A 25,065-nucleotide genomic window follows, 5' to 3' on the forward strand; every position below is an offset into this window, starting at 1 on the left:
GGCCCGGCCGGGGTGCCCGAGGCCCCGGCCGGTCCGGGTCAGGCCAGCGAGGTCCAGCTGCCGGCGCTGCGGTCCGCCTGTTCGAGTCGGTCCGGGTGCCCGCTGCCGTCGGCGACCGAGATCCTGCGGTACCTGTCCTGGTGGAAAACCCAGAACTCGCTCTTGCCGCCGGTGCGCTGACGGTCCGGCACGGCCAGGAAGCTGTCGACCCGGGTGACGCCTTCGAGTGACACCCAGGCGCTCAGCTCCCGGTCCGAGCGCTCCAGCGCGTCCATGTGCAGGCCGCTGTCGAAGACCGAGATCAGCCGGTAGGCCTGCCTGCCGCCGGTGCTGTGGAACACCCAGTACCAGCTCTTGCCGCCGATGCCCTGCAGGTCCGGCACCGGGAGGAAGGCGTCGACCTGGCCGACGCCCGCCAGCGAGCCCCACCGGGCCAGGCTGCGGTCGGAGTGGTCCAGGGTGTCGGTGTGCGCGTCGCCGTCGGTGATCGAGACGCCCCGGTAGACCTGCTTGCCGCCGACGGTGTGGAAGAACCAGTACTTGCTCCGGCCACCGACCCGCTGCTTGCCGGGGATCGGCAGGACGGCGTCGACCCGGCTCACGCCCTGCAGCCCGTCCCAGCCGCCGATCGCCCCGTCGCCCTTCAGCAGGGCGTCCTGGTGGCTGCCGTCGGCCACCGACACCTTGCGGTACCGGCCCTGCCGGAACACCCAGTGCTCGCTGACGCCGCCCTGGCGCTGCCGGTCGGGCACCGCCAGGAACTCGTCGACGACCAGCGCCGGGGGCTTGGGCTGCTGCTGGCCGCCCGGCTGGGCGGTGCCGGGCTGCTGGGCGCCGGTGTCCGGCTGCTGTGTCCCGCCGCTGCCTGTCGGGGTGCCGCCGGTGCCGGGCTGCTGCGTCCCGCCGGTACCCGTCTGGGCGCCGCCGGTGCCCGGCAGCTGGGTCGCGGGGGCGGCCTGCTGGGTGAGGCTGCCGTCGGCGAGACCGCGCAGCAGGCCGAGGGACGGGGCGAAGGCGTAGACCGAACCCTCCGTCCGGACGAACTGCTTGAAGCTCAGTGCCGTGGTCCGCCGCTCGCCGCCGGCGGCCCGGCTCTCGTAGCTGACCGGGCAGTCCAGCCCGACCATCGGGTCGCCGCCGGGCAGCGGGTCCCGTCCGGGCGGGAAGTCCACGTCGTCGATCCAGGCGGTCTGGATGAACTCGAACTGCTCGGCGATGTCGGACTGGTAGCTGACGAAGAGCAGGCCGCGCGGGTCGTCCGGCCCGCCCGGCCCCTCCGAGGCCGGGTCGAAGGGCTGCCCGTACGGGGCGCCGCGGCGCATGATGCGCTTGCTGTCCAGGTTCTCGGCGGGGATCGGCGCGGTGCCGGGCTGCACGACCAGGCCGTCGCGCGGGCTGGTCTTGCGCAGGTGCGAGAACAGCGGGGTGAGCAGGCCGTCCGGGTCGTCCGCGAAGCCGAAGTCGTTGTCGTTGGAGGCCGTGGGGTCGAACGGCACGTCGGCGTCCGGGTGTTTGCAGACGGGGGCGCCGGAGCGCCAGCGGCCGACCAGCCGGGCGGCGAACCACTCGGTGCCGACGTCCGCCGGGACGGCCTTGGCCTCCTTGAGGATCTTGAGCTGGACGGCGACCTGGGCCCACCAGCCCGGGACGTCCTGGGCCAGCCGGCGGACCACCTGGAAGGAGCCGTTCTTCGCCCAGTCGGGGAGGTCTCCGGTGCCGCCGCCGGCCACCGGCTCGCCGATCACGAAGTGGCCGGCCGGGACCAGCCGGGTGCCGGGGTGGCCCTTGACCTCCTCCGGGTTCGTCTCGGAGGGCGGGTCGAAGCCGAGCACACCGGGCTCGCTGACCCCGTCCTTGAAGCCGAAGTGCTCCTTGCCGCGCCGGGTGCCCGTCAGGGTGGCGGCGTTCTGCTGGAAGACGATCACGATCCGGGCCTCGGCGGCCGCGTCCCGCTGGGCGGTCACGGCGGCCTGCAGGTCCGCCGGGGTGTCGGCGGCCACGGTGAGCACCGCGTGCACCGGCTGGGTCCGGCCGTTGCCGAACAGCCAGTTGTCGGGGGAGCTGTCGCCGGTGTCGCCGAGCGCGCCGGCCCGCAGGCGGGAGCCTTCCTGGAAGGCCTGCAAGGTCCCGCCGAGCGGCGGGTTCTCGTACGGGTCGCGGCCGATCAGCACGGCGAGGCCCGGGAAGGTGAAGGTGACGCCCGTCCAGACGGCCTTGAGCGACTTGGGGTCGTCGCCGCCGCCGGCCCTGCGGGCGGCGCTGAACGCCTCGTTGAAGGTGGCCACCTGACGGGTGGTGGCGATCTTGGGGATGAGGGTCCGGAGCCAGGCCCGGGCCCTGGGGGCGTCCTCGAACTTCAGGAACAGCAGGGTGACATGGTCCTTCTTGAATCCGGCGATGATGTCGCCCTGGATCTCGTCGCTCTCGCGCAGTCTCAGATCGGTCGGCATGCGTGCCCTCCCAAGGGGCGGGGTGGTCGGCTGACCACGTACGGTAGTGGGATTCATCGTGGACGAACTGAAATGTCACCCGGACGGGGACGCGCGGGATCCGCTGCGCGCGCCCCCGTCCGGGGAGTCGTCCGACGCTGGGGCAAGGGGTACTGGGGCGTACTGGGGCGTACTGGGGTGTGCAGGGTCGTCGGCCGGGCGGAGCGTCGGCCGGCGGGGGTCCGAGGGTGGACCGTCAGGACGGCGTGCCCACCTGGACCCACTGCGCCGTGCTCGGGACGCCCTTGTCGTCGAGGAGGAAGAGCATGTAGTACCCGGGCGGGGCCGCGGCCGCCGACGGCGGCGCCTGCAGCTCCAGCTTGGTGCCGGCCCGGCTGGTGATCCGCAGCTCGACGTGGCGCTGGCTGGTGTTCACCGAGTGGGTCGCGGTGGTCGGCGAGAGCAGGACGGCCCGGGCCGCTCGGGTCGGCGTCGAGGTGTTCACCAGGAAGCGGCTGCCGAAGCCGATCATGCTCTGCGGCACCCGGTCGAGCGCCGGCCGGGCGCCCTGGGCCAGGTAGGCGGGCTCGTAGATCTCGATGGTGCCGTTCATGTCGTCCGTGATGTCCGGGTCGTTGGCGAGCTGCTGGAGCTCGTCCCCGGTCACCATCACCCGGCCGTCGGGGAGCACCACCGCGTTCGAGTGGTAGCCGCGCGGCAGGCGCTGGACGGGGCCGAGACGCCAGTTGCCCTGCGCGTCGCGCAGCTCGGTCTGGCGGTACTTCAGGTCCGCGTTGGGGTTGTACGGGCCGTTGCCGTAGTCGCGGATGTCGTAGGCGCCGTTGACGGTCATCAGGGTGCCGTCCGGCAGCAGCAGGGTGTCGTCCTGGGTGCGGCCGAAGGCCCGGGACTTCTCCGCCGTCCAGGCGCCGTTCGCGAACTTGAGGGTGTTCGGGTTGTCCCGGTCGCCGCCCAGCAGCAGCGTCGCGTCCGGGCCCTCGGTGCCGCCGGGCAGCGGCACCGCCGAACCGTAGTTGCGCTTCTTGCCGTCCGGCCTGGCCGGCAGGTCGGAGCGGGTCTCGTTGTTCGGGTCGAACAGCCACTGCTCGCCGGGGTGCCGGCCGAAGCCGTAGATGTTGCCGTCGCGCATCGAGAACAGGTGCGGGTAGTCGAGGGTGAACGGGGCGCTCGCCCGGAAGGTGTCCACCGGGGTGTCGCGCGGCAGGTCCGACTTGGTCTGCGGCACCGGGAAGTCCTTCGCCGGGAAGCGCTCGACCACCGGGGTCGGGGTGCCCCAGCCCAGCTCGGACTGGCCGGACATGATCAGCTGCCGGCCGTCGGCGCCGGTGACCACCGACGGGTACCAGCGGCCCACCGACATGTCCGGGTTGCGGGTCCAGGTCTCCGTCCACGGGTCGAAGATCAGCGACAGCTTCGCACCGGAACCGCCGTTGCCGCCCAGGTTGCCGCCGAAGACCCCGAGCATGCCGTTCGGCAGGAACGAGTGCCCGGCGCAGAAGAACGGCGCCGGGCGAGGCTCGCCGAGCCCGTCCGGCATGTCGATCACGGGCGGGGTGACCTTGGTGAACGCGTCCGGGCCGGTGCCCTTGGCCGGGTCCCAGAGGAAGGCCCGGCCGGCGTTCTCCTTGCCGGTGGTCTGGGTCGGCGCGGGCTCCTTCTCCGGGTTGGTCTCGATCCGCTCGAAGGAGAAGAGCAGCACCTTGCCGGTCGGCAGCATGGCGATGTGGGCGGCGAACTCCGGGGAGGGGAAGTACTGCTTGAAAGCGCCGGAGGTGGCCGGGTCGAAGCCCGCGTTGATCTTCGCCTGGGAGTCCGTCAGCGCGTTCAGCCGGTTGGTCCGGGTGGGCTGCGGGTAGTCGCCGACGCCGCGGATCGCCGCCCGGGCACTGGCATGCGCCTCGGCGTGCTCCTGGCCCAGCGAGGCGACCTCGTCGGGGCGCATCTCGGCCATCACCCGGGGCGAGGTGATGTGCGGGCCGGCCTCCTGGCCCGCCGGGTGGTCGTCGTGCCCGTGCACCTGCGCGGCGCGGGCCAGTGCGGGGGCGGCGGTGGTCATCAGGGTGGCGCCGGTCAGGGCGGAGACGACGGCGCACGCCGAGAGGGCGGCGGAGAGTTTCCTGCGGGACATGGGGCTCCTCGGGGCGGGGACGTGGGGGGCCGGCGCGGAAGCCCGTGCGGGAGACCGTGGGAGGGGGCGCGCGAGGGCCGGGGCCGACGCCGCCACATCATCACGCCCCGTGGTGGTTCGCATGCGACTCGACCGGTGGATGCCCCAGGATGAGCCGTTCGGGCTCACCTCGACGAATCCGCAGAGTGACGAACCGTCGGCCGCGGCACCGTCACACCACGCCGAGCGCGTACACCGCGAAGGCGGCCGCCCCGGCCCCCGCCACCGCCTTCCAGGTACGGGAGAACGACGTCCACGGGCCGTCGAACCGGCGCGCGAACCAGCCGATCCCGACCAGCGCCCCGGCGAACAGCGGCAGCAGCACCAGCCGGCCCGCCACCCAGGCCGGCGAGTCCGGCGCGGTGGTCAGCCCCGGCACCGCGCCGAACGCCGCCGCGCCCGGCACCGCCACCGCCAGCATCGCGCTCTGGTGCCAGCAGAAGACCGTCATCGCCGACAGGTTGACCAGCACCACCGGCAGCCAGAGCAGCGGCCGGCGCAGCAGCCGCCCGATCCGCTCCCGCAGCAGGACGGCCGCCCCGCACTGCACCGCCGCCAGCGCGAGCACCAGCAGCGACGGCGGGTGCGAGTTGGTGCGCGCCGCGCCCGGGACGCCGACCATGCTGGCCGGGTAGTGGAAGAACAGCAGCAGCGCGGCGAACAGCGCGCCGCCGCCCAGCAGCAGCAGCCGCGCGGCGGGGCGGCCGAGCCGGCCCTGCGCCCAGAGCACGCCCAGCTGGTAGGCGAACATCCAGCCCGGGAGGATGTTGACCAGGGCCAGCCAGGACGGCACCGCCTCGGCCCACGGCCCGTACCGCAGCAGGTCCACCACGGCGACCACGGCGAGCATCACGGCCGCCGACCGGCCGCCGAGGCGCCGGCCCAGTGCCACGCAGCTCGGCGTGAGCGCCGTCAGCCCGAGATACACCGCGATGTACCAGAGCGGCTGGACGACCAGCACCGAGCCGGTCCGGACGGTGCCGTCGGGCACGCCGAGCCGGTGCAGCACGGGGATCAGCAGTGCCCAGACGGCGGCGACGCCGAGCACCGGCCGCAGCAGCCGTACCGCCCGGCCGCGCAGCCAGGCCAGGGTGCCCGCGCCGCGCTCCCGGGCGCGCTCCAGCGAGCGGACCGAGGAGTGGCCGCCGACCAGGAAGAACACGCCGAGCATCTGCAGCAGCCAGCTGGCCGGCGCGAAGAAGCCGAGCGAGCTGAGCGGGCTGGCGTTGTGCAGCGCGCCGTCGGGGGAGAGGGTGAGGCCGCCGAGCATCCAGTGCCCGACCGGTACGGCGAGCAGGGCGAGCGCGCGGAGCCCGTCGAGGGCGCGGTCGCGGGTGGCGGGGGTCTGCGCGTCGACCTTCGCGGCGGCCCGGCGCAGGGCGGTCAGGGGTCCGGCCATGGTGCGGCTCCTTCGGTGCTGGTCGGTGCTGGTCGGTGTGGGTCGGTGCGGTCCGGTGCGGTCGGGGGCCGGTTCAGGTGGCCGCGCCGCCGAGGGCGATCTCGGCGAAGCGGGCCAGTGAGGTGGTGCCGGGCGCGAAGTAGCCGGTGTGGCCGTGGGATCCGGTCGAGGGCAGGTGCCGGGCGCCGAATCCGGCGCCGGTCGGGTCGGCCCCGTGTCCGAGGCCCAGCAGCGAGACGTTGGGGACGTCGCCGATCCAGTCCGAGCCGTTGCGGTCGGTGGCCCACAGCGGCACCCGGGGGTCGAGGGCGGCGGCGTCCGGCACGCCCATGCCGGGGGAGGCCAGCACCACCACGCCGGACGCCTGCGCGGGGCCGGGGGCCGTCAGCCCGCAGACCACCGAGCCGTAGCTGTGGCAGAAGACGGTGGCGGGTGCGGCCGGTGAGGTGGTCCGCGCCAGGCCGGTGAGGAACCGCCCGAGCCGCTGCGCGCCGGCCTCGGCGAGGTCCTCGGCGGCGGCGTCCAGGCCGACCCCGACGGGGGTGGTGTAGCCCGCCCAGGCGACCACGGCGGTGGCCCGGCCGGTGGCCTCGTACAGGGCGCGGGCCATCCCGGCGGGCGTGCCGTAGGGGTCCCTGGCGCGGTCGAAGCTCAGCAGGTCGATGTCGGAGCCGGGCACCACGACCGCGGTGTGCCGGGCGCCGGCCAGGTCGCCGAAGACCTCCGCGACCTGGCCCCGGCCACGCGGGTCGAAGGCGAGGATCTGCCGCCCTTCGGCCAGCAGGCTCCGGTAGCGCTCGGCCCGGGCCCGGGCGGCGGCGTGGTCCTGGCCGGTCAGCGCCGGGTCGCCGGCCCTGGCCCGCTCCTTGTCGAACTCCTCGCCGAGGGCCAGCGCGTTGGCCCGGTAGCGCAGCGGTACCGGCGCGCCGTCCAGGTTGCCCATCACCAGGGGGTGGCGGACGGCGAGGGCGTCCCGCTGGGCCGTCGGCAGGCCGGCGAAGAAGTCCGCCACCTCGGCGGGCGTCGCGGTGGCCGGGTCCGGCAGCCGGACGCCGAGCGTGGTGTCGGCGACCCAGGCGGCGCTGCCCGGCGGCGGCCCGGTGAGCGGTGTCTGCGAGTCGGCGGCGGCCCAGCCGCCTGCCCCGAGCAGGGTGGCGGCGGTGATCGCGGCGGCGGCCAGTGTCCGCCTGAAGCGCAGCAGCATCGTCTTGGTTCTCCCTCGTGCGTCCGGTGCGACGAGGGAGAAGGTAGAAAGGCGAAGGCCCCGCGGGCGTCACACCGCGGGGCCAACCACCGGGTGGTACCGGGGTACTCCAGGGGCCACTACTGACCCGGCGTCACCAGGCCGGACTCGTAGGCCAGCACCACCGCCTGGGCGCGGTCGCGCAGGTCGAGCTTGGCGAGGATGCGGCCGATGTGGGTCTTCACGGTCTGCTCGGCGAGCACCAGCCCGGCCGCGATCTCCTGGTTGGACAGGCCCCGGGCGATCAGCTCCAGCACCTCGGTCTCACGCGGTGTCAGGCCGTTGAGCCGCAGTTTCGGGTCCCGGCGCGGGGCGGGCCGGGTGCGGGCGAAGTCCTCGATCAGCCGGCGGGTGACGGAGGGCGCGAGCAGGGCCTCGCCGGCCGCGACCACCCGGACGGCGGCGATCAGGTCGGCCGGCGGGGCGTCCTTGAGCAGGAACCCGCTGGCTCCGGCGCGCAGCGCCTCGTACACGTAGTCGTCCACGTCGAAGGTGGTCAGCATCAGCACCCGGGGGCGGTGCCCGCCGTCGGTGCGGCCGAGCAGTTGCCGGGTGGCCTCCAGGCCGTCCATGACGGGCATCCGGACGTCCATCAGGACGACGTCGGGGTGGGTGCGGCCGCTGACCTCCAGGGCCTGCTGTCCGTCCGCCGCGTCGCCGACCACGTCGATGTCGTCCTGTGCGTTCAGCAGGGCGGCGAAGCCGGCCCGCACCATGGCCTGGTCGTCGGCGATGATCACTCGGATGGTCACTCGGGGCTCTCCTGGAGGCTGTCGATCGGCAGTGCGGCGGCGACCTTGAAGCCGCCGTCCGGCAGCGGGCCGGTGTCCAGCCTGCCATCCAGCAGCCGGACGCGTTCCCGCATGCCGACCAGGCCGTGGCCGGTGCCCTCCGCCGCGTGCTCCAGCGGCTCGGTCCTGGCCGGCGGGGCCGCGTTGGCCACCGTCACCAGCAGCCGGCCGTCCTCGACCGTCAGCGAGACCCAGGCCTCGGCGCCGGGCGCGTGCCGCACCACGTTGGCCAGCGCCTCCTGGACGATCCGGTACGCCGAGAGGTCCACCGCGGGTGGTAGCGGCCCGGCGGCCTCGTCGCTGACGGTCAGCTCGGCGGCCACCCCGGCCCGGCCGACCGTCCCGACCAGCCGGGCGAGGTCGCCGACGCCGGGCTGGGGGGCCTTCTCGGTGCCGGAGTCCTCGCTGCGCAGCACGCCCAGCAGGCGGCGCATCTCGGTCAGCGAGGCGCGCGCGGTGCCGGCGATGGCCGCGAACTCCTCGGCGGCGTCGGCCGGTACGTCGGTGAGCCGGTAGGGCGCGCTGGCGGCCTGCACGGCGATCACCGACATGTGGTGGGCGACCACGTCGTGCAGTTCGCGGGCGATCCGGGCGCGCTCCTCGAGCAGGGTGCGGCGTCCGCGCTCGGCCTCGCTGATGTGCTCCTGCTCGACGAGCAGCCGGCGGGCCTCGGCGCGCTCGCGCAGCGCGCCGCCGAGCACCAGCACGGCGCCCGACAGGGTGATCCCCAGCAGGCTGTTGTCACCGCCGAACTGGTCGTCGGGGGCGATCAGGGCCATCGTCAGGGTGGCGGCGGTGGTGGCCAGCCAGACGGCGAACAAGGTCCGCCGGGGCTCGCGCAGGGCGAGCGGCACCATCAGCAGGCAGTAGCCGACCAGGGAGGTGGCCGGCCAGGGCCAGACGGAGCCGGTCGGCTCCCCGGCGGCGAGCAGCAGCAGGGCGGTCAGCAGATGGGCCGATCCGATGATCCACCAGGCCGGCAGCGGGCGGCTGACGGCGAGCAGCAGCGGGACGCTCTGCGCCACGGCCAGCCCGGCGGCGAGGCCGGCGTTCATGCCGTAGTCGTCGGCCAGCACGTTGATGGAGCTGGGCAGCAGCGCCGTCACCGCGCCGAGGGCGAGGACGTACGGCAGATACCGCACCCACCGGGGGGAGACGTGGGCGAACAGCGGGGTGTGGTCGCGGGACGGCCGGGCCAGGGCGGCCGCCAGCGCGGCCAGGGAGGAGGGGCCGGTACGTCCGGTGGGCGGGGAGTCCATGCCGCCCAAGCCTAGGAGGGCGGCGGCCGGCGGGCGTCCGACCAGGGGCCTGTCCTGCGGGTGCTACCGGGGTATGACCCCTGGTCGGCCGGGTCGACCCGGGTGGCGGCCTCGTCCGGCGCCGGGCTGCCGGGGACTTGCGGTCAGGACCGCCAGTCCCCGGCGAGGGCCGGGCCGAGCTGGTCGAAGTGGCGTTCGATCAGCTCGATCATGCCCTCGGGCCCGGTGTCCTCGGGCTGGGCGGACCACGCCAGGTGCGCCGAGCGCAGGACCCCGCCGAAGACCGCCGCCATCACCTTGGGGCGCAGGTCGACCGCCGGGTCCAGGCCCTCCCGGGCGGCGAGCAGGCCGGCCACCACCTGCTCCTGCTCGGTGATCCGGCGCAGGTGGGCGGCGAGCAGGGTCGGGGTGTCCTCGATCAGCTGCATGAGTTCCAGCGCGGCGGTGACGCCGCTCGGGCCGTCGTGCCGGCTGCTGGCCAGATCCCGCCAGCACTGGACGATCGAGGCGCGCAGGGCCTGCAGCGGGCTCTCGCCGCCCGGGCGGCCGCGCAGGCACTCGATGAAGTAGTCCTCGGCGTCGGCCATCACGGCGAGGGCGACCTCGTCCTTGTTGGCGAAGTAGCGGAAGAAGGTGCGCTGCGAGACGTCCACGGCGGCGGCGATCTCGTCGACCGTGGTGTGTCCGAATCCCTGCCTGAGGAAGAGCCGGTGGGCGGCCTCGACCAGGGCGTCCCTGGTGCGTTGCTTCTTGCGTTCGCGCAGGCCGACGACCCGGTCGGCCGGGTCGGTGGCGGGGGTCGTGAGCTGCGCGGCCATGGCGGGGGCCTTCCGACTGCGGGTGGGCAGGGGGTCAGGCCCAACGATAGCGCTCTGACAAATGTCAGCCATAGGCAGAAGGCATGGTTTGCCGAATGTCAGTAGCTGACATAATCTCCCGGGAGTGGCGTCCGCCGGGCCGCAGTACTCGTGGGGACGGGTGGGCCCGCGGCGCCACGCCAACGTGCCATGTCGTCAACGCCCCCCGGAGGGCCGTCAGATGAGCCAGTCCGTCGTCAAGAACACGAAGGCGGACGTCCCGCCGCCGGGCAGGACCGCCCCGGCGGCCAGGCGCCTGCAGGGCCACCCCTGGCTGACCCTGCTGACCGTCGCCGTCGGCGTCATGATGGTGGCCCTGGACGGCACCATCGTCGCGATCGCCAACCCGGTGATCCAGACCGACCTCAAGGCCTCGCCGGCCGACATCCAGTGGGTGACCAGCGGCTACCTGCTGGCCCTCGCGGTCTTCCTGATCACCGCCGGCAAGATCGGCGACCGCTTCGGCCACAAGTCGACCTTCCTGGTCGGCGCGGTGGGCTTCGCCGCCACCTCGGCCGCGATCGGCTTCGCCGGCAACATCCAGACGGTGATCGCCTTCCGGGTCCTGCAGGGGCTGTTCGGCGCGCTGCTGCAGCCCGCCGCGCTCGGCCTGCTGCGCGGGGCCTTCCCGGTCGAGAAGCTCAACATGGCGATCGGCATCTGGGCCGGCGTGATCGGCGCCTCCACCGCCGCGGGCCCGATCGTCGGAGGCCTGCTGGTCGAGCACGTCTCCTGGCAGTCGGTGTTCTTCATCAACATCCCGGTCGGCCTGGCCGCGCTGGCGCTCGGCATCCGGGTCCTGAAGGACGTCCGGGCCGAGAACGCCTCGAAGTCCTTCGACCTGCCCGGCATCGCGCTGCTCTCGGCGGCGATGTTCATGCTGGTCTGGGGCATCATCAAGGCCCCCAGCCGGGGCTGGGGCGACACCAGCACGCTGCTCTTCCTGGGCGGCGCGGCGCTCTCCCTGGTGGCCTTCGCGCTCTGGCAGCGGGTCGCCCGCGACCCGCTGATCCCGCTCAGCCTGTTCCGCTCGGTGCCGCTGTCGGCGGGCACCCTGCTGATGATCCTGATGGCGTTCTCGTTCTTCGGCGCGATCTTCTTCGTGACCTTCTACCTGCAGAACGTGCACGGCATGTCGCCGGTCGACGCCGGTGTCCACCTGCTCCCGATGACCGGCATGATGATCGTCGGCGCCCCCGCCGCCGGCGTCGCGATCGGCAAGGTCGGCCCGCGGATCCCGATCGTGGTCGGCATGGTGCTCACCTCCGTCGCGATGTACGGCATGTCCACCCTGGACGCCGGCTCCGGCAGCGGCGTGATGTCGCTCTGGTTCGTGCTGATGGGCCTGGGCATCAGCCCCGTCCTGGTCGGCGCCACCGAGGTCATCGTCGGCAACGCCCCGCTGGAGCTGTCCGGCGTGGCGGGCGGCCTCCAGCAGGCCGCGATGCAGGTCGGCGGCAGCCTCGGCACCGCGGTGCTGGGCGCGCTGATGGCCGCCAAGGTCACCGACGTGCTGCCGGCCAACTGGGCCGCGGCCGGGCTGCCGCCGGTCGAGGGCGCCCAGGCGCAGGGCCTGGAGCAGGCCGCCCAGCTGGGCATCGCGCCGCCCCCCGCGCCGGGCACCCCGCAGCAGGTGGTGGACGCGATGGCCACGGCCGTCCACGACTCCTTCGTCAGCGGCATGTCGCTGGCCTTCGCGGTCGCCGCCGTGGTGGCGTTCGTGGCGGCCCTGCTCGGCCTGCTGACCCGGCGCGGCACCACCGACACCGGCCCGGCCGTGCACATCTGACCGTTCGGGCTCCCGCCCCTGGCGCCGCCGCGTGCGGCGCCGGGGGCGTCGGCGCCGGGGCGGCCGGTCCGCCGCCATCCGACGGACCGTCCGTTTCACCCGGCCGCCGAAGGTGTGGCGCCTTGCACGCGGACCGGGCGCACGGTGGGGTGGGCGCATGACCAGCCACGATGCCATCGGTACGGAGCGGCCGCCGGGCCCCGGCCGGCGGAGGGCGGCGCGGGCCGCCGCCCTGCTCGCCCGGCCGGGGGTGTTCGGCGCCGCCGCCGGCGCGGCCACGACCCTGCTCATGGCCGCCCGAATCTTCCTGCCGGGCGCGGTCGGGATGGCCGACAACGGCGACGGCCCGCGACGGATGTGCGCCCTGGGGACCGTCGCCCAGGTGGACCCCGGCTCCGCCCCCTGGTGGGCGTTCGTCAACTTCGGTTACGTCCGCGCCGAGCCCGGCATGTGCGACCCGGCCGCCACGTACCGCAGCAGCGGGAACCTGCTGCTGCGCCTGGCCCGGCCGCTCGGGCACTGGCTCGGCCTGCCGGGCGAGCTGGACCTCCGGGCGCTCGCGGTGCTCTTCTGCCTCCTCGCGGGCCTCGCCCTCGGCGTGTTCGCGGCCGCGCTGCGCGGCGGCCTGGCGGCGCGCTCGCTGGTCTGCCTGGCCCTGTTCGCGGTGGTCGGCGACAGCATTTTCGCGGGGTACGCCGCCTCGCCGTACAGCGAGACGGCGGGCCTGCTCGGCATCCTCGCGGCGACCGCCGGGGCGGCCCACCTGGGCGGCTCCGCGCGGGCCCGGCTCGGTGGGCTGCTGGTCCTCACCGCCGGTGCGGTGCTCGCGGTCGCCTCGAAGACCCAGTCGGTCTCGATGGTGCTGCCGTTCGCCGTCCTGCTGCTGCTCAGCCCCGTCCCGGTGGGCCGTGCCGCCGGCCGGCTCGCGGGCCGGGCGCTGCCGCTGCTCGCGGCGGCCCTGATCGCGGTGACCGGTGTGGTCACCCTGCAGTGGCAGACCGAGCCGTTCAAGGTGATCAACCCCACCGAGGTGGTGTTCGTGGGGCTGCTCGGCAACAGCCCCGACCCGGCCGCCTCGGCGGTCGAGCTGGGCCTGCCCGAGGACTTCGCGCAGTACGCCGGGCGGAGCTGGTGGACGCCGGAGCCGCCGCAGAGCGACCCGCGCTGGCCCGAGGTCCGGGACCGGATGACCTACGGCACCATCGCCGGGTTCCTGCTCCGCAACCCGGGCATCGCCGCCGACATCGCCGTGGGCGCCGTCGAGGACTTCGACGCCGCCCGGCCCACCTACCTCGGGTCCTACCCGGTGGACGCGGGGGAGCAGCCCGGGGCCCAGGAATCGCGGCTGGCGGTGTTCGGAGCGCTGCTGCGCTTCCTGGGCGGGGGCACGGTGCTGCTGATCGTTCTGGCGCTGGGCACGGTCGCGGCCTGCCGGCTGCGCGCCCTGCGGCACCAGCCGCGCCGCCGGGCCCTGGTCGCGGCGCTGCTCTGCCTGGCCGGCCTCGCGGGCGTCCAGTTCCTGACCGCCGCGTACGGCGAGGCGATCGAGGGGGTCAAGCACCAGGTGTTCTCGATCTACGCGGCCGGGATCGCCCTGGTGATGACCGCGGCCGCGGCGCTGTGCGCTCCCTCGCCGGACGCGTTCGGCGGGGGAGCGCTGCCGCCGCCGCGGCAGGAGCCGGCCCGCGTGCCGGAGTCGGTCGGCTAGCGGTCGGGCAGGCGGACGGCGGGCGGCGGGCGGCGGACGGCGGACGGCAGGCAGGCGGTGGGCGGTCGGCGGTGGCCGGTCGCCCACCGCCCTTTGCGTCGCCCACCGCCCTTTGCGTCGCCCACCGCCGCTCTGCACGGCCCTTCGCCGCTCTTCGGTGGGCCGGTGCACTACCGGCTGCGGCCCCGCAGGAACCGGCCGGTGTCGAGGTCGACCAGCGGCGCCGGGTAGTCCGGCCGCTCGGCGAGCAGCCAGGGCCGGTGCACGGCCGCCCCGGGGATGTGCGCCAGCTCCGGGACCCAGCGGCGGACGTACGCCCCGTCCGGGTCGAAGCGCTTGGCCTGGGTGAGCGGGTTGAGCACCCGGTTGGGGCGGGTGTCGGTGCCGGTGCCGGCCACCCACTGCCAGTTCAGCTGGTTGTTGGCCACGTCGCCGTCGACCAGCAGGGAGAGGAAGTGCGCGGCGCCGGCCCGCCAGTCCAGGTAGAGGGTCTTGGCGAGGAAGCTCGCGGTCAGCAGCCGGGCCCGGTTGTGCATCCAGCCCTCGTGGGCGAGCTGGCGCATCCCGGCGTCCACGATCGGGTAGCCGGTCCGGCCGGCCTTCCAGGCGGCCAGCTCGGTCTCGTCCTGGCGCCAGTGGTCGCCGCGCGGCCGGTAGTCGCGGTGGGCGGCGTCCGGGCGGGCGGCGAGCACCTGGTGGTGGAAGTCGCGCCAGACCAGCTGCCGGACGAAGGCCTCCGCGCCCGCGCCGCCGCGCCGCTCGGCGAGCGCGACCAGCTCGGTGGCGGAGAGGCAGCCGAAGTGCAGGTAGGGGGAGAGCCGGGACGTCCCGTCGCCGGCCAGGTCGTCGTGCACCTCCTCGTACTCGCCGACCTGCCAGGCCGTCCAGCGTGCGCGGCCGGCCGTCTCACCGCCCTCGGGCAGCCCGGGGGAGTCCGGCCGGGCCTGCGGCAGCGGGCCGTCCGGGACGCCGTCCGGGACTCGTACGGTGCGCGGGGCGGCCACCGGGTGCCGCCGCTGGGCGGAGCGCCAGGCCCGCAGGTACGGGGTGAAGACCGCGTAGTGGTCCTTGCCGGCGGGGGTCACGGCGCCGGGGGCGAGGGCGGTCAGCACCGCGTCGTGCACCCGCAGCCGGTCGCCGAGGGCCTCCCGCAGGGCGCTCTCCCGGCGCTGGGCGAAGCCGCTCACCCCGGCGGCCACGTGCACCGAGACCGCGTCGGTGGCGGCCGCCAGGCGGGCGGTCTTGGCGGCCACCGGGCCGCGCCGCAGGACCAGCCGCCCGCCCCTGGACCGCAGCCCGGCGTCGAGGTCGGCCAGGCAGCCGGCGAGGAAGGCGGACCGGTTGGGGACGGCGAAGCCCGTGGCGGCCACGCCGTCGTCCAGGACGAACAGCGGCACCACCTCGTCGGCGTCGGCGAGGGCGGCCCGGAGCACGGGGTTGTCGTGCAGCCGCAGGTCCTGGGTGAAGAGCGCGATGGAGACGGACACCCCTCATGGCTACCGCCGCGGGGCCGGCCGGCGGGGCCGACACGCCCGGTCTTCGCCCGGCGAACACCAGTCCGGCAGGGGATCGAGGGGCGAGCGGGAAAGCCGAAGGGCCGGACTCCCCGGGGGGGAGTCCGGCCCTCACGTGCCTACCGGATCAGGGGCTGCCCGATCAGGCTTCGCCGCCGGCGGAGCCCGGGTCGGCGGAGGCGACGTCGAGCAGCTGGTAGCGGTCGATCGCCTCCTTCAGCGCGCTGCGGTCGACCTTGCCCTGCTTGGCGAGCTCGGTGAGCACGCTCAGGACCACCGACTGGGCGTCGATGTGGAAGAACCGGCGGGCGGCGCCACGGGTGTCGGCGAAGCCGAAGCCGTCCGCACCCAGCGACTGCCACTGGCCCGGGACCCAGCGCGAGATCTGGTCCGGCACCGCGCGCATCCAGTCGGACACAGCGACGAACGGGCCCTCGGAGCCGGTGAGCTTCTGCGTCACGTACGGGACGCGCTGCGGCTCCTCCGGGTGCAGGAGGTTGAACTCCTCGGCCTCCACCGCGTCGCGGCGCAGCTCGTTCCAGGAGGTCGCCGACCAGACGTCGGCCTTGACGTTCCACTCCTCGGCGAGGATGCGCTGGGCCTCCAGGGCCCACGGCACCGCCACGCCCGAGGCGAGGATCTGGGCCGGGATCTGGCCCGCGGTCGCCGGGGCGTACCGGTGCAGACCCTTGAGGATGCCCTCGACGTCGACGTTCTCCGGCTCGGCCGGCATCTTGTACGGCTCGTTGTAGAGCGTGATGTAGTAGAAGACGTCCTCGCCGTGCGGGAACTCCGCCGACGAGCCGTACATCCGCCGGATGCCGTCCTGCATGATGTGCGCGATCTCGAAGCCGTACGCGGGGTCGTACGCGACGACGCCCGGGTTGGTCGAGGCGAGCAGGTGCGAGTGGCCGTCCGCGTGCTGCAGGCCCTCACCGGTCAGCGTGGTGCGGCCCGCCGTGGCGCCCATCACGAAACCGCGGGCCAGCTGGTCGGCCATCTGCCAGAACTGGTCGCCGGTGCGCTGGAACCCGAACATCGAGTAGAAGACGTACACCGGGATCAGCGGCTCGCCGTGCGTCGCGTACGACGAACCGGCGGCGATCAGCGAGGCGGTGCAACCCGCCTCGGAGATGCCGTCGTGCAGCATCTGGCCGGTCGGGGACTCCTTGTAGGCGAGCAGCAGATCACGGTCGACCGACTCGTAGGTCTGGCCGAGCGGGTTGTAGATCTTCGCCGACGGGAAGAGCGAGTCCATGCCGAAGGTGCGGTACTCGTCGGGAGCGATCGGCACGAACCGGTTGCCGATGCCCTTGTCCCGCATGAGGTCCTTGAGCACCCGGACGAACGCCATGGTGGTGGCGATGGTCTGGTTGCCGGACCCCTTCTTGACCGCCTTGTAGGCCTCGTCGCCCGGGAGCTCCAGCTTGCGCGGCCGCACCTTGCGGGTCGGCATGTAGCCGCCCAGCTCCTTGCGGCGGTCGTGCATGTACTGGATCTCTTCGGAGTCCTTGCCCGGGTGGTAGTAGGGCGGGTAGCCCTCGTCGAGCTGCTTGTCCGTGATCGGCAGGTGCAGCCGGTCGCGGAAGCGCTTGAGGTCCTCGGTCGTGAGCTTCTTCATCTGGTGGGTCGCGTTGCGGCCCTCGAAGTTCGGACCGAGCGTCCAGCCCTTGACGGTCTGGGCGAGGATGACCGTCGGCTGGCCGGTGTGCTCGCGGGCCGCCTTGAACGCCGCGTACACCTTGGCGTGGTCGTGGCCGCCGCGACCCAGGTGCTGGATCTGCTGGTCGGTCATGTCCTCGACCATCTTGCGCAGCCGCAGGTCACCGCCGAAGAAGTGGTCGCGGATGTAGCCGCCGGTCTCGGTGGCGTAGGTCTGGAACTGGCCGTCCACCGTGGTGTTCAGCTTGTTGACCAGCACACCGTCGCGGTCCTGGGCGAGCAGCGGGTCCCAGCTGCGGTCCCAGATGAGCTTGATCACGTTCCAGCCGGCGCCGCGGAACTGCGACTCCAGCTCCTGGATGATCTTGCCGTTGCCGCGGACCGGGCCGTCGAGGCGCTGCAGGTTGCAGTTGACGACGAAGGTCAGGTTGTCCAGGCCCTCGCGCGCCGCCAGCGACAGCTGGCCGAGCGACTCCGGCTCGTCCATCTCGCCGTCGCCGAGGAAGGCGTACACGTGCGAGTCGGAGGTGTCCTTGATGCCGCGGTGCTCCAGGTAGCGGTTCATCCGCGCCTGGTAGATCGCACCGAGCGGGCCGAGGCCCATCGAGACGGTCGGGAACTCCCAGAAGTCCGGCATCAGCCGCGGGTGCGGGTAGCTGGACAGACCGTACGGCGCCTTGGACTTCTCCTGACGGAAGGCGTCGAGCTGCTGCTCGGTGAGCCGGTCCAGCAGGAAGGCGCGGGCGTAGATGCCGGGGGAGGCGTGGCCCTGGAAGAAGATCTGGTCGCCGGACTCGCCGTCCGCGTCCTTGCCCCGGAAGAAGTAGTTGAAGCCCACGTCGTACAGCGACGCGGACGAGGCGAAGGTGGCGATGTGGCCACCGACACCGATACCCGGGCGCTGGGCCCGGGAGACCATCACGGCCGCGTTCCAGCGGGTCGCGTTGAGGACCTTGCGCTCGATCTCCTCGTTGCCGGGGAAGAAGGGCTCGTCCTTGGTCGCGATGGTGTTGACGTAGTCCGTGCTGCGCATCTCGGGCACGGCGACACGCTTCTCGCGGGCGCGCTCGATCAGGCGGAGCATCAAGTAACGGGCACGCTCACGTCCCCGCTCGTCGATGGCCGCGTCAAGCGACTCCAGCCATTCCGCGGTCTCCTCGGGATCGAAGTCCGGGACCTGACTCGGAAGGCCGCCAATGATGATCGGGTTGCGATCGGATCCGGAAGCCACGCTGTTCCTTCACTGTCGGTCGAAACTGAGGTGTGTCGCGCCGCCTCCATCGTGTACCGAAACTCGGAGAGCCGTCATCTCTACCGATGGGTAACCGTTCCGCCTGGTGGGCGGGCCGGTCATGAGGTGTGCGGCAGGCTCCGTTGCCTGGCTCGCGCACCCCCGGGTCGTTACGAAGAGGTGGTCCGACCTTTACCTGCTGTGCCTGCTGTGCCTGCGGCCCTGGAATTCGGTCCAGGTCCCCAGGCTCTCCAGGCCTTCAGGCACCCTTCCGTCCGATGGGCGGACGGTCGGGCTGAGGGCCAACAGGAGACTCTACGCCCGCGGGTACACCGGTTCCGAATGCCGTTCGCATCTCGGGCAGGCGTACGCCCCGTGTACGCCGGTCGGGTGCCTGCGGGCGCCACCCCGGCGAGCGCCTCGCGCGGCGCGGCCGACCGGGGCAGACAGGGGCAAATGGGTGTGATTACCGACACGTCCAGCGGCGTGTCTTGCCACAAGTCGTCAACCTTTGGGTGGGATCGGGGGCCGGGTACTTGCGCGAACCGCCGCGCCCGTGTGGACTACGGCCAAGCCTCGGCATGGATGCCGAGCCGAATACTGGAGGTTATTCCCGTGAGCGCGACCGCGGACCCCGCGGACAAGTCCAACCCGGCGCACCGTCTCGGCTTCGAAGAAGGCCAGATCGTCCAGGAGCTCGGGTACGACGATGACACTGACCAGGATCTCCGCGAAGGCATTGAGGAGATCACCGGTACGGATCTCGTCGACGAGGACTACGACGACGTCGCCGACGCCGTTCTGCTGTGGCACCGCGAGGAGGACGGGGATCTCACCGATGCCCTCGTCGACGCCCAGGAATACCTGGCCGACGGCGGGCTGGTGTGGCTGTTGACCCCCAAGACGGGCCGTGACGGGCACGTCGAGGCCCATGAGATCGCGGACGCCGCCAAGACCGCCGGTCTCTCCCAGACGAGCTCGGTGGCCGTCGCCAAGGACTGGGCCGGCACCCGCCTCGCGACCCCGAAGGCGGCGAAGTCGGGCAAGCGCTGAGCGCCGGAGAAGCCTGGAACGGGCCCCGCTGGAGCTTCCTCCAGCGGGGCCCGGTCGTTCCCGGCGCGGGCCTGTAGGTGTCGCCGGGCGAGTTGTTCGCCGAGGGCGAAAGCGGTGGGCCCGGGCGTCAGCCCGCTCACTCGTTCGGCCTAATTGCCTCGGACGGATGCAAGGATGTGGCTCGGCCGCGCCCGCAGAGCGGCCACGTCGCGTTCAGAAAGGTCCGCATCATGGCCATCGAGGTCGGCACCCAGGCTCCGGATTTCGAGCTCAAGAACCAGCACGGCGAGCTGGTCAAGCTCTCCGACTTCCAGGGCGAGAAGAACGTCGTCCTGGTCTTCTACCCGTTCGCCTTCACCGGCGTCTGCACCGGCGAGGTGTGCGCGATCCAGAAGGAGCTGCCGCGCCTGCAGAACGACGACGTGCAGGTCCTGGCCGTCTCGTGCGACTCGCCGTTCACCCTGCGCGTCTTCGGCGACCAGGAGGGCCTGGAGTACCCGCTGCTCTCGGACTTCTGGCCGCACGGCGCGGTCTCCCGCGCCTACGGCGTGTTCGAGGAGGAGAAGGGCTGCGCGGTGCGCGGCACCTTCGTGATCGACAAGGCCGGCGTGGTGCGCTGGTCGATCGTGAACGGCCTGCCGGACGCCCGCGACGAGCAGGAGTACCTGAAGGTCCTCGGCGCGCTCTGAGACCCGCGGCCGCCGGCGGGGTCCGCGGCGCGCCCGGGACCAAGCCGATCCGGAAGGATTGGGCCCGGTCACTGCGCAGGACGGGAACCCGGCACTACGATCGGGCCGTTGGCAGGTCAGAGGCGCACCGGCCGAGGCCGGCCGCTTCGGACCGCACCGCGGGGGCACCACGACGTGCCTCCCGAATCTTGGAGGACCAGTGGGTGTCAGCCTGAGCAAGGGCGGCAATGTCTCCCTCACCAAGGAGGCCCCCGGCCTGACCGCCGTGATCGTCGGCCTTGGCTGGGACGTTCGCACCACCACGGGCACGGACTTCGACCTGGACGCCAGCGCGCTGCTCTGCAACGAGGGCGGCCGGGTCGACGGGGACGGCAACTTCGTCTTCTTCAACAACCTGAAGAGCCCGGACGGCTCCGTCGAGCACACCGGCGACAACCTCACCGGTGAGGGCGAGGGCGACGACGAGCAGATCAAGGTCAGCCTGGCCACCGTGCCGGCCGACGTGGCCAAGATCGTCTTCCCGGTGTCGATCTACGACGCCGAGAACCGGACCCAGAACTTCGGCCAGGTCCGCAACGCGTTCATCCGCGTCGTGAACCAGGCCGACAACAAGGAGCTGGCCCGCTACGACCTCTCCGAGGACGCCTCGACCGAGACCGCCATGGTCTTCGGCGAGCTGTACCGCAACGGGGCCGAGTGGAAGTTCCGCGCCATCGGCCAGGGCTACGCCTCGGGCCTGCGCGGCATCGCGCAGGACTTCGGTGTGAACGTCTGACCCGCACCGCCTTCCCGTCGCGGCCCCGCGTTCCCCGGAACGCGGGGCCGCGGTGTCTTTGCCCGGCGCCGGCCGGCGTGCGCCCGCGCCCGCTCCGGCGGGGGGGCGCCCGCTCCGCCGGGCGCCGGGCCGGGCGCTGATAGGTTCTGCTAGTTCAGGAAGTTCAGTGGGCGGCCGGTGGTCGTTCGGGGGTCCGAGGGCATAGATCTGGGATGCGCCTCGCCGTGCCGCCGTTCGGCCGGAGCCGCCAGGGAGTGGGAGGAAGAACAGTCATGAGTGTCACGCTCGCCAAGGGCGGGAACGTCTCGCTGACGAAGGCCGCACCGAATCTGACGCAGGTGCAGATCGGGCTCGGCTGGGACGCGCGCTCCACCACGGGTGCGCCGTTCGACCTCGACGCCAGCGCACTGCTCTGCCAGGCCGGGCGGGTGCTCGGTGACGAGTACTTCGTGTTCTACAACAACCTGAAGAGCCCCGAGGGTTCGGTGGAGCACCAGGGCGACAACCTCACCGGTGACGGCGAGGGCGACGACGAGGTCGTCGTGGTCAACCTGGATCTCGTGCCGGCCCACGTGGACAAGGTGGTCTTCGCGGTGTCGATCTACGACGCCGAGGCCCGGATGGAGAACTTCGGCCAGGTCCGCAACGCGTACATCCGCGTGGTGAACGTGGTGGACGGGCAGGAGATCGCCCGCTACGACCTGACCGAGGACGCGTCCAACGAGACCGCCATGATTTTCGGTGAGCTGTACCGCTACCAGGGGGAGTGGAAGTTCCGCGCGGTGGGCCAGGGTTATGCCTCCGGCCTGCGCGGCATTGCTCTGGATTTTGGCGTAAACGTACAGTAAAGGCCCCATCATCACTCGAAACGAGCAACAAGGGGCACCGCGGGGGGTGACCTGACCGGGATCCGGTCCCGGTCAGGGCGTCTCAGGACGACGCCGCACCCGTGGCATGCGCCCTGAAACCCGAAAGGTAACCAAATCCCGTGTTCCTCCGCACATTCGGCTGGTCGTTCGCGATCACTGTCGTCGGTCTGATCGCCGCCGGCCTGTTCTGGGGCGCCGAGGGCTTCGGCATCGTGCTGATCCTCTCCATCCTGGAGATCTCCCTGTCGTTCGACAACGCGGTGGTCAACGCCACGGTGCTGAAGCGGATGAACCCGTACTGGCAGAAGATCTTCCTCACCGTCGGCGTGCTGATCGCCGTCTTCGGCATGCGCCTGATCTTCCCGCTGCTGGTCGTCGGTCTCACCGCGCACCTCAACCCGGCGACCGTGATCGACCTCGCGCTGCACTCCGACCAGACGTACAACGGGTCGACGTACGCCCAGTACCTGGAGGCCGCCAACCCGGCCATCGCGGCCTTCGGCGGCATCTTCCTGCTGATGATCTTCCTCGACTTCATCTTCGAGGAGAAGGACTTCAACTGGCTGAGCTGGATCGAGAAGCCGCTGGAGAAGGTCGGCAAGCTGGAGGCGTTCTCCTCGGTCATCGCCCTGGTCACGCTCGCCCTGGCGGCCAACTTCTTCGCCGCCGAGAACGCCGAGACGGTGCTGCTCGCCGGCATCATGGGCCTGGTCACCTACCTGGCGGTCAACGGCCTGTCGAGCGTCTTCGAGGCCGGCCTGGAGGAGGAAGAGGAGGCCGAGGAGGAGGCCGAGAAGTCCGGCAAGTCCATCGTGCAGGTGGGCGGCAAGGCCGCGTTCTTCCTCTTCATGTACCTGGAGGTGCTGGACGCCTCGTTCTCCTTCGACGGCGTGGTCGGCGCGTTCGCCATCACCCAGGACATCTTCATGATCACCCTGGGTCTGGGCATCGGCGCGATGTACATCCGCTCGCTGACGGTCTTCCTGGTCCGCAAGGGCACCCTGGACGACTACGTCTACCTGGAGCACGGCGCGCACTACGCGATCGGCGCGCTGGCGATCATCCTGCTGGTCGGCATCGAGTACCACATCCCGGAGATCGTCACCGGCCTGATCGGGGTGGCCTTCATCGGCCTGGCCCTCGGCTCCTCGGTGCTGCGCAACCGCCGTGCGGCGGCGGCCGCCGGCGGCGGGGACTCCGAACTGGTCGGCAGCAACTCCAACTGACCGGTCACCCGCTCGCACCCGGCGCCCTCCCGGCCCGGGTGCGACACCGGGCCCGAAGCGCAGGACAGCCTGCGGCACCACAGCGAAACGGCCGCCCCCGCACGTGCGGGGGCGGCCGTTTCGTCGTACGTGCGCCGGTCGTCAGCCGAGCTGCTGCTCGATGGCGCGCAGCTTGCGCTCCAGCGAGTCGAGCTTGGGCATCGACAGGGTGTCGTCGTCCGACGTCAGGTCCACCGAGGAGGACGAGTACGAGGACGACGAGGAGTACGGGGACGACGAGGAGGAGGAGTACGGGGACGACGAGGACGAGTACGAGGACTCGACCGCCGCACGCGGACGCCGGCCCGGCTCGAGCGCGCTCCTGGGGGCGGGCTCCAGGGCCGTGGAGGTGCTGCTCAGGGCGTCCGTTTCACCGGCTAGCGCAGGCTCCGAAGCGCTCTGGCCGTCCCCGGCAGCGGTCAGCGCGGGTACCTGGCGGCCGCCGCGGGACCGGCCGAGCATCCCGCCCTGGCGGGAGATCGCCTTCAGCTCGGCCCGTTCGCGCCGGTCGGCGCTGCGGGCGCGCAGCTTGGCGTCCATCTTCGACTGGCGTTCCTCGCGGACCTCGTCCACCGCCTCGTCCAGGCTGCGGACGTTCTCCAGCAGCATCAGCGACCAGGCCGCGTAGGTCTCGCGCGGGGCGCGGATCCAGCGGACGATGCGGATCTGCGGCAGCGGGCGGGGCACCAGGCCCTGCTCGCGCAGCGCGGCCTTGCGGGTCTGCTTCAGCGCGCGGTCGAAGAGGATCGCGGCCGAGATGGACATGCCGGAGAAGAACTGCGGGGCGCCGTCGTGGGCACCGCCGCGCGGGGCGTGCACCCAGTTGAACCAGGCGGACGCCACGGCGAACACCCAGACCAGCAGGCGCGAGCCGAGGGCGGCGTCGCCGTGGCTGGCCTCGCGGACGGCCAGCACGGAGCAGAACATCGCCGCGCCGTCCAGGCCGAACGGGACGAGGTACTCCCAGCCGCCGGACAGGCCCAGGTTCTCCGTACCGAAGCCGACCAGGCCGTGGAACGACAGCGCGGCGGCGACACCGGCGCAGCAGAACAGCAGGACGTAGGAGGCGATCCCGTAGATCATCTCCTTGCGGCGACGGCGTTCCTCGGTGCGCTCCCAGGAGTCACCGGACTCCTCGGGCTTGTTGTTCCTGAAGCGGAGTGTCGCCACCAGGACGGCGGTGAACACCAGTGCTGCGCCGCCGACGACGGCCCACACCAGTTGTATGGACGAGAGGTTCATTGCGGGTCGGGCCTCGGCTTTCCGCAGGAATGGGCTGTGTGCGGCACAGGACATCAGGTACCGCGATGAACGGTGGGCCTGACGGTGCGTCGTTGCCGGCCGCGGGCGCACCTGCGGTGCCCCTGTGATGCGGACGGGACACCTGTGCGGCTAGACGATATCGCGTCCGAAGGGGCGGCATCGTACGGGAGCCGTCTTCTGCTCGCCATCCGGCACGCGGGGGGCGCTTGACGGTGCCTCGGGCGCCGACTTGGGTAGGGGTGTCGGTACGCACGGTGGCCGCCCGGTCGACGGATGCCGGATCATGAACCGTCAGATCGACTGGCGGACCTGGGGGAGGACTGGATGGCCTCGGTTTGGGAGTACCTGAGGGGCGAGCGCAACACCCTCGACCCCGGTGGACAGCACAAGGTGACCCTCACCAAGTCGAAGCCGCAGCACGCCCTGACCGGCGCCGCGGCCACCACCGGCAACCTGTACGTCAACCTGCACTGGAGGACCAGGGCGTCCGCTCCCGGCGCCTCGGCCGGCGAGACCTTACGGCGCTGGTTCAGCCCGCGGATCCTCAGCCCGATGGAGCCCGACTCCTACCAGCGGCCGGACGTCAACGTCGACCTCGACCTGGCCTGCATGTACGAACTCAGCGACGGCAAACGGGGTGTGGTTCAGCCGCTGGGCAAGCTCTTCGGGGACCTCCAGAGGCCGCCCTACGTCAAGCTCAGCGGCGACGACGTGTACGGAGCGCCCTCCGGCGAGACGATGTACATCAACCTGGAGAAGAAGGACCAGTTCAAACGGCTGCTGATCTTCGTGTACATCTACGACGGCACCCCGGCCTTCGGGCAGACCGACGCGGTGGTGACCATCGTGCCGCAGACCGGCCCGCGGATCGAGATCAAACTGGAGGAGCGGGCCCCCGCCGCGCGCTCCTGCGCGGTCGTGCTGATCGAGAACACCGGCGACGGGCAGCTGACGGTGCGCCGCGAGGTCCGGTACGTGAACGGGTTCCAGTCGGACATCGACCGGCTGTACGGCTTCGGCATGCAGTGGCAGCGGGGCTACAAGACGCCCTCGGGGACGGCGGAGTGACGACCTGGCCCGC

Annotated in this window: 18 protein-coding genes; 8 read left to right on the plus strand and 10 right to left on the minus strand. The window is 72.5% G+C overall.

The annotated features are described in order from the left end of the window. Positions 1 to 38: 38 nt before the first annotated feature. From OG689_RS28235 to OG689_RS28265, 7 genes are all read right to left on the minus strand, one after another. Positions 39 to 2,450 carry a Dyp-type peroxidase gene (locus OG689_RS28235; RefSeq protein ID WP_266323668.1) on the minus strand — a complete coding sequence of 804 codons (2,412 nt, stop codon included), beginning with the start codon at positions 2,448 to 2,450 and terminating at the stop codon, positions 39 to 41. Positions 2,451 to 2,685: 235 nt separating this feature from the next. Then, the gene (locus OG689_RS28240) at positions 2,686 to 4,578 is read right to left on the minus strand and encodes a galactose oxidase early set domain-containing protein (RefSeq protein WP_266323669.1); all 1,893 of its coding nucleotides are present in this window, start codon (positions 4,576 to 4,578) and stop codon (positions 2,686 to 2,688) included. Positions 4,579 to 4,789: 211 nt separating this feature from the next. Further along, positions 4,790 to 6,016 carry an acyltransferase gene (locus OG689_RS28245; protein ID WP_266323670.1) on the minus strand — a complete coding sequence of 409 codons (1,227 nt, stop codon included), beginning with the start codon at positions 6,014 to 6,016 and terminating at the stop codon, positions 4,790 to 4,792. Positions 6,017 to 6,089: 73 nt separating this feature from the next. Next, entirely contained in the window at positions 6,090 to 7,220 is a 1,131-nt protein-coding gene (locus OG689_RS28250; protein WP_266323671.1) for an alpha/beta hydrolase, read from the minus strand. A gap of 119 nt (positions 7,221 to 7,339) precedes the next feature. Continuing rightward, on the minus strand, positions 7,340 to 8,011 hold the full coding sequence (locus OG689_RS28255; RefSeq protein WP_266323672.1) for a response regulator transcription factor: 672 nt from the start codon (positions 8,009 to 8,011) through the stop codon (positions 7,340 to 7,342). Continuing rightward, positions 8,008 to 9,309 carry a sensor histidine kinase gene (locus tag OG689_RS28260; protein WP_266323673.1) on the minus strand — a complete coding sequence of 434 codons (1,302 nt, stop codon included), beginning with the start codon at positions 9,307 to 9,309 and terminating at the stop codon, positions 8,008 to 8,010. Before OG689_RS28260 ends, OG689_RS28255 begins: the two co-directional genes overlap by 4 nt. A gap of 143 nt (positions 9,310 to 9,452) precedes the next feature. Beyond that, positions 9,453 to 10,127, minus strand: coding sequence for a TetR family transcriptional regulator (locus OG689_RS28265; protein WP_266323674.1), 675 nt, complete (start codon positions 10,125 to 10,127; stop codon positions 9,453 to 9,455). 220 nt (positions 10,128 to 10,347) lie between these two features. Between OG689_RS28265 and OG689_RS28270 the strand changes: the two genes are divergently transcribed. Continuing rightward, entirely contained in the window at positions 10,348 to 11,955 is a 1,608-nt protein-coding gene (locus OG689_RS28270) for an MFS transporter (RefSeq protein WP_266323675.1), read from the plus strand. A gap of 157 nt (positions 11,956 to 12,112) precedes the next feature. Beyond that, entirely contained in the window at positions 12,113 to 13,663 is a 1,551-nt protein-coding gene (locus OG689_RS28275; RefSeq protein WP_266323676.1) for a hypothetical protein, read from the plus strand. A gap of 170 nt (positions 13,664 to 13,833) precedes the next feature. On the opposite strand, the gene OG689_RS28280 is transcribed toward OG689_RS28275, so the two are convergent. Then, a complete protein-coding gene (locus tag OG689_RS28280; RefSeq protein ID WP_266323677.1) occupies positions 13,834 to 15,150 on the minus strand; it encodes a deoxyribodipyrimidine photo-lyase in 1,317 nt (438 codons plus the stop codon). Positions 15,151 to 15,319: 169 nt separating this feature from the next. Then, a complete protein-coding gene (aceE, locus tag OG689_RS28285; RefSeq protein WP_266323678.1) occupies positions 15,320 to 18,070 on the minus strand; it encodes a pyruvate dehydrogenase (acetyl-transferring), homodimeric type in 2,751 nt (916 codons plus the stop codon). A 615-nt stretch (positions 18,071 to 18,685) separates the two neighbouring features. Between aceE and OG689_RS28290 the strand changes: the two genes are divergently transcribed. The 5 genes from OG689_RS28290 to OG689_RS28310 all read left to right on the plus strand — a co-directional run bounded on the left by OG689_RS28290 (position 18,686) and on the right by OG689_RS28310 (position 22,682). Next, complete coding sequence (locus tag OG689_RS28290) at positions 18,686 to 19,123, plus strand: DUF3052 domain-containing protein (RefSeq protein WP_073927554.1); 438 nt, start codon at positions 18,686 to 18,688, stop codon at positions 19,121 to 19,123. A 230-nt stretch (positions 19,124 to 19,353) separates the two neighbouring features. Then, positions 19,354 to 19,812, plus strand: a complete 459-nt coding sequence (locus OG689_RS28295; RefSeq protein ID WP_266323679.1) for a peroxiredoxin — start codon at positions 19,354 to 19,356, stop codon at positions 19,810 to 19,812. A gap of 199 nt (positions 19,813 to 20,011) precedes the next feature. Next, entirely contained in the window at positions 20,012 to 20,587 is a 576-nt protein-coding gene (locus OG689_RS28300; protein WP_266323680.1) for a TerD family protein, read from the plus strand. 272 nt (positions 20,588 to 20,859) lie between these two features. Beyond that, positions 20,860 to 21,435, plus strand: coding sequence for a TerD family protein (locus OG689_RS28305; protein ID WP_073927551.1), 576 nt, complete (start codon positions 20,860 to 20,862; stop codon positions 21,433 to 21,435). Between the two features lie 140 nt (positions 21,436 to 21,575). Further along, on the plus strand, positions 21,576 to 22,682 hold the full coding sequence (locus tag OG689_RS28310; protein WP_266323681.1) for a DUF475 domain-containing protein: 1,107 nt from the start codon (positions 21,576 to 21,578) through the stop codon (positions 22,680 to 22,682). 141 nt (positions 22,683 to 22,823) lie between these two features. Here the strand turns inward: OG689_RS28310 and OG689_RS28315 are convergent, their stop codons facing one another. Continuing rightward, positions 22,824 to 23,963, minus strand: a complete 1,140-nt coding sequence (locus OG689_RS28315; protein ID WP_266323682.1) for a DUF2637 domain-containing protein — start codon at positions 23,961 to 23,963, stop codon at positions 22,824 to 22,826. 345 nt (positions 23,964 to 24,308) lie between these two features. Between OG689_RS28315 and OG689_RS28320 the strand changes: the two genes are divergently transcribed. Then, positions 24,309 to 25,052, plus strand: a complete 744-nt coding sequence (locus OG689_RS28320) for a Tellurium resistance (protein ID WP_266323683.1) — start codon at positions 24,309 to 24,311, stop codon at positions 25,050 to 25,052. Positions 25,053 to 25,065: the final 13 nt, after the last annotated feature.

The organism is Kitasatospora sp. NBC_00240 (assembly GCF_026342405.1).
Classification (GTDB): domain Bacteria; phylum Actinomycetota; class Actinomycetes; order Streptomycetales; family Streptomycetaceae; genus Kitasatospora.

Coding starts and splice junctions, on each gene's coding strand:
- OG689_RS28265 (WP_266323674.1), bottom strand. CDS start 10,127: ATGGCCGCGCAGCTCACGACCCCCGCCACCGACCCGGCCGACCGGGTC.
- OG689_RS28320 (WP_266323683.1), top strand. CDS start 24,309: ATGGCCTCGGTTTGGGAGTACCTGAGGGGCGAGCGCAACACCCTCGAC.
- OG689_RS28275 (WP_266323676.1), top strand. CDS start 12,113: ATGACCAGCCACGATGCCATCGGTACGGAGCGGCCGCCGGGCCCCGGC.
- OG689_RS28240 (WP_266323669.1), bottom strand. CDS start 4,578: ATGTCCCGCAGGAAACTCTCCGCCGCCCTCTCGGCGTGCGCCGTCGTC.
- OG689_RS28245 (WP_266323670.1), bottom strand. CDS start 6,016: ATGGCCGGACCCCTGACCGCCCTGCGCCGGGCCGCCGCGAAGGTCGAC.
- OG689_RS28260 (WP_266323673.1), bottom strand. CDS start 9,309: ATGGACTCCCCGCCCACCGGACGTACCGGCCCCTCCTCCCTGGCCGCG.
- OG689_RS28250 (WP_266323671.1), bottom strand. CDS start 7,220: ATGCTGCTGCGCTTCAGGCGGACACTGGCCGCCGCCGCGATCACCGCC.
- OG689_RS28235 (WP_266323668.1), bottom strand. CDS start 2,450: ATGCCGACCGATCTGAGACTGCGCGAGAGCGACGAGATCCAGGGCGAC.
- OG689_RS28305 (WP_073927551.1), top strand. CDS start 20,860: ATGAGTGTCACGCTCGCCAAGGGCGGGAACGTCTCGCTGACGAAGGCC.
- OG689_RS28295 (WP_266323679.1), top strand. CDS start 19,354: ATGGCCATCGAGGTCGGCACCCAGGCTCCGGATTTCGAGCTCAAGAAC.
- OG689_RS28270 (WP_266323675.1), top strand. CDS start 10,348: ATGAGCCAGTCCGTCGTCAAGAACACGAAGGCGGACGTCCCGCCGCCG.
- OG689_RS28315 (WP_266323682.1), bottom strand. CDS start 23,963: ATGAACCTCTCGTCCATACAACTGGTGTGGGCCGTCGTCGGCGGCGCA.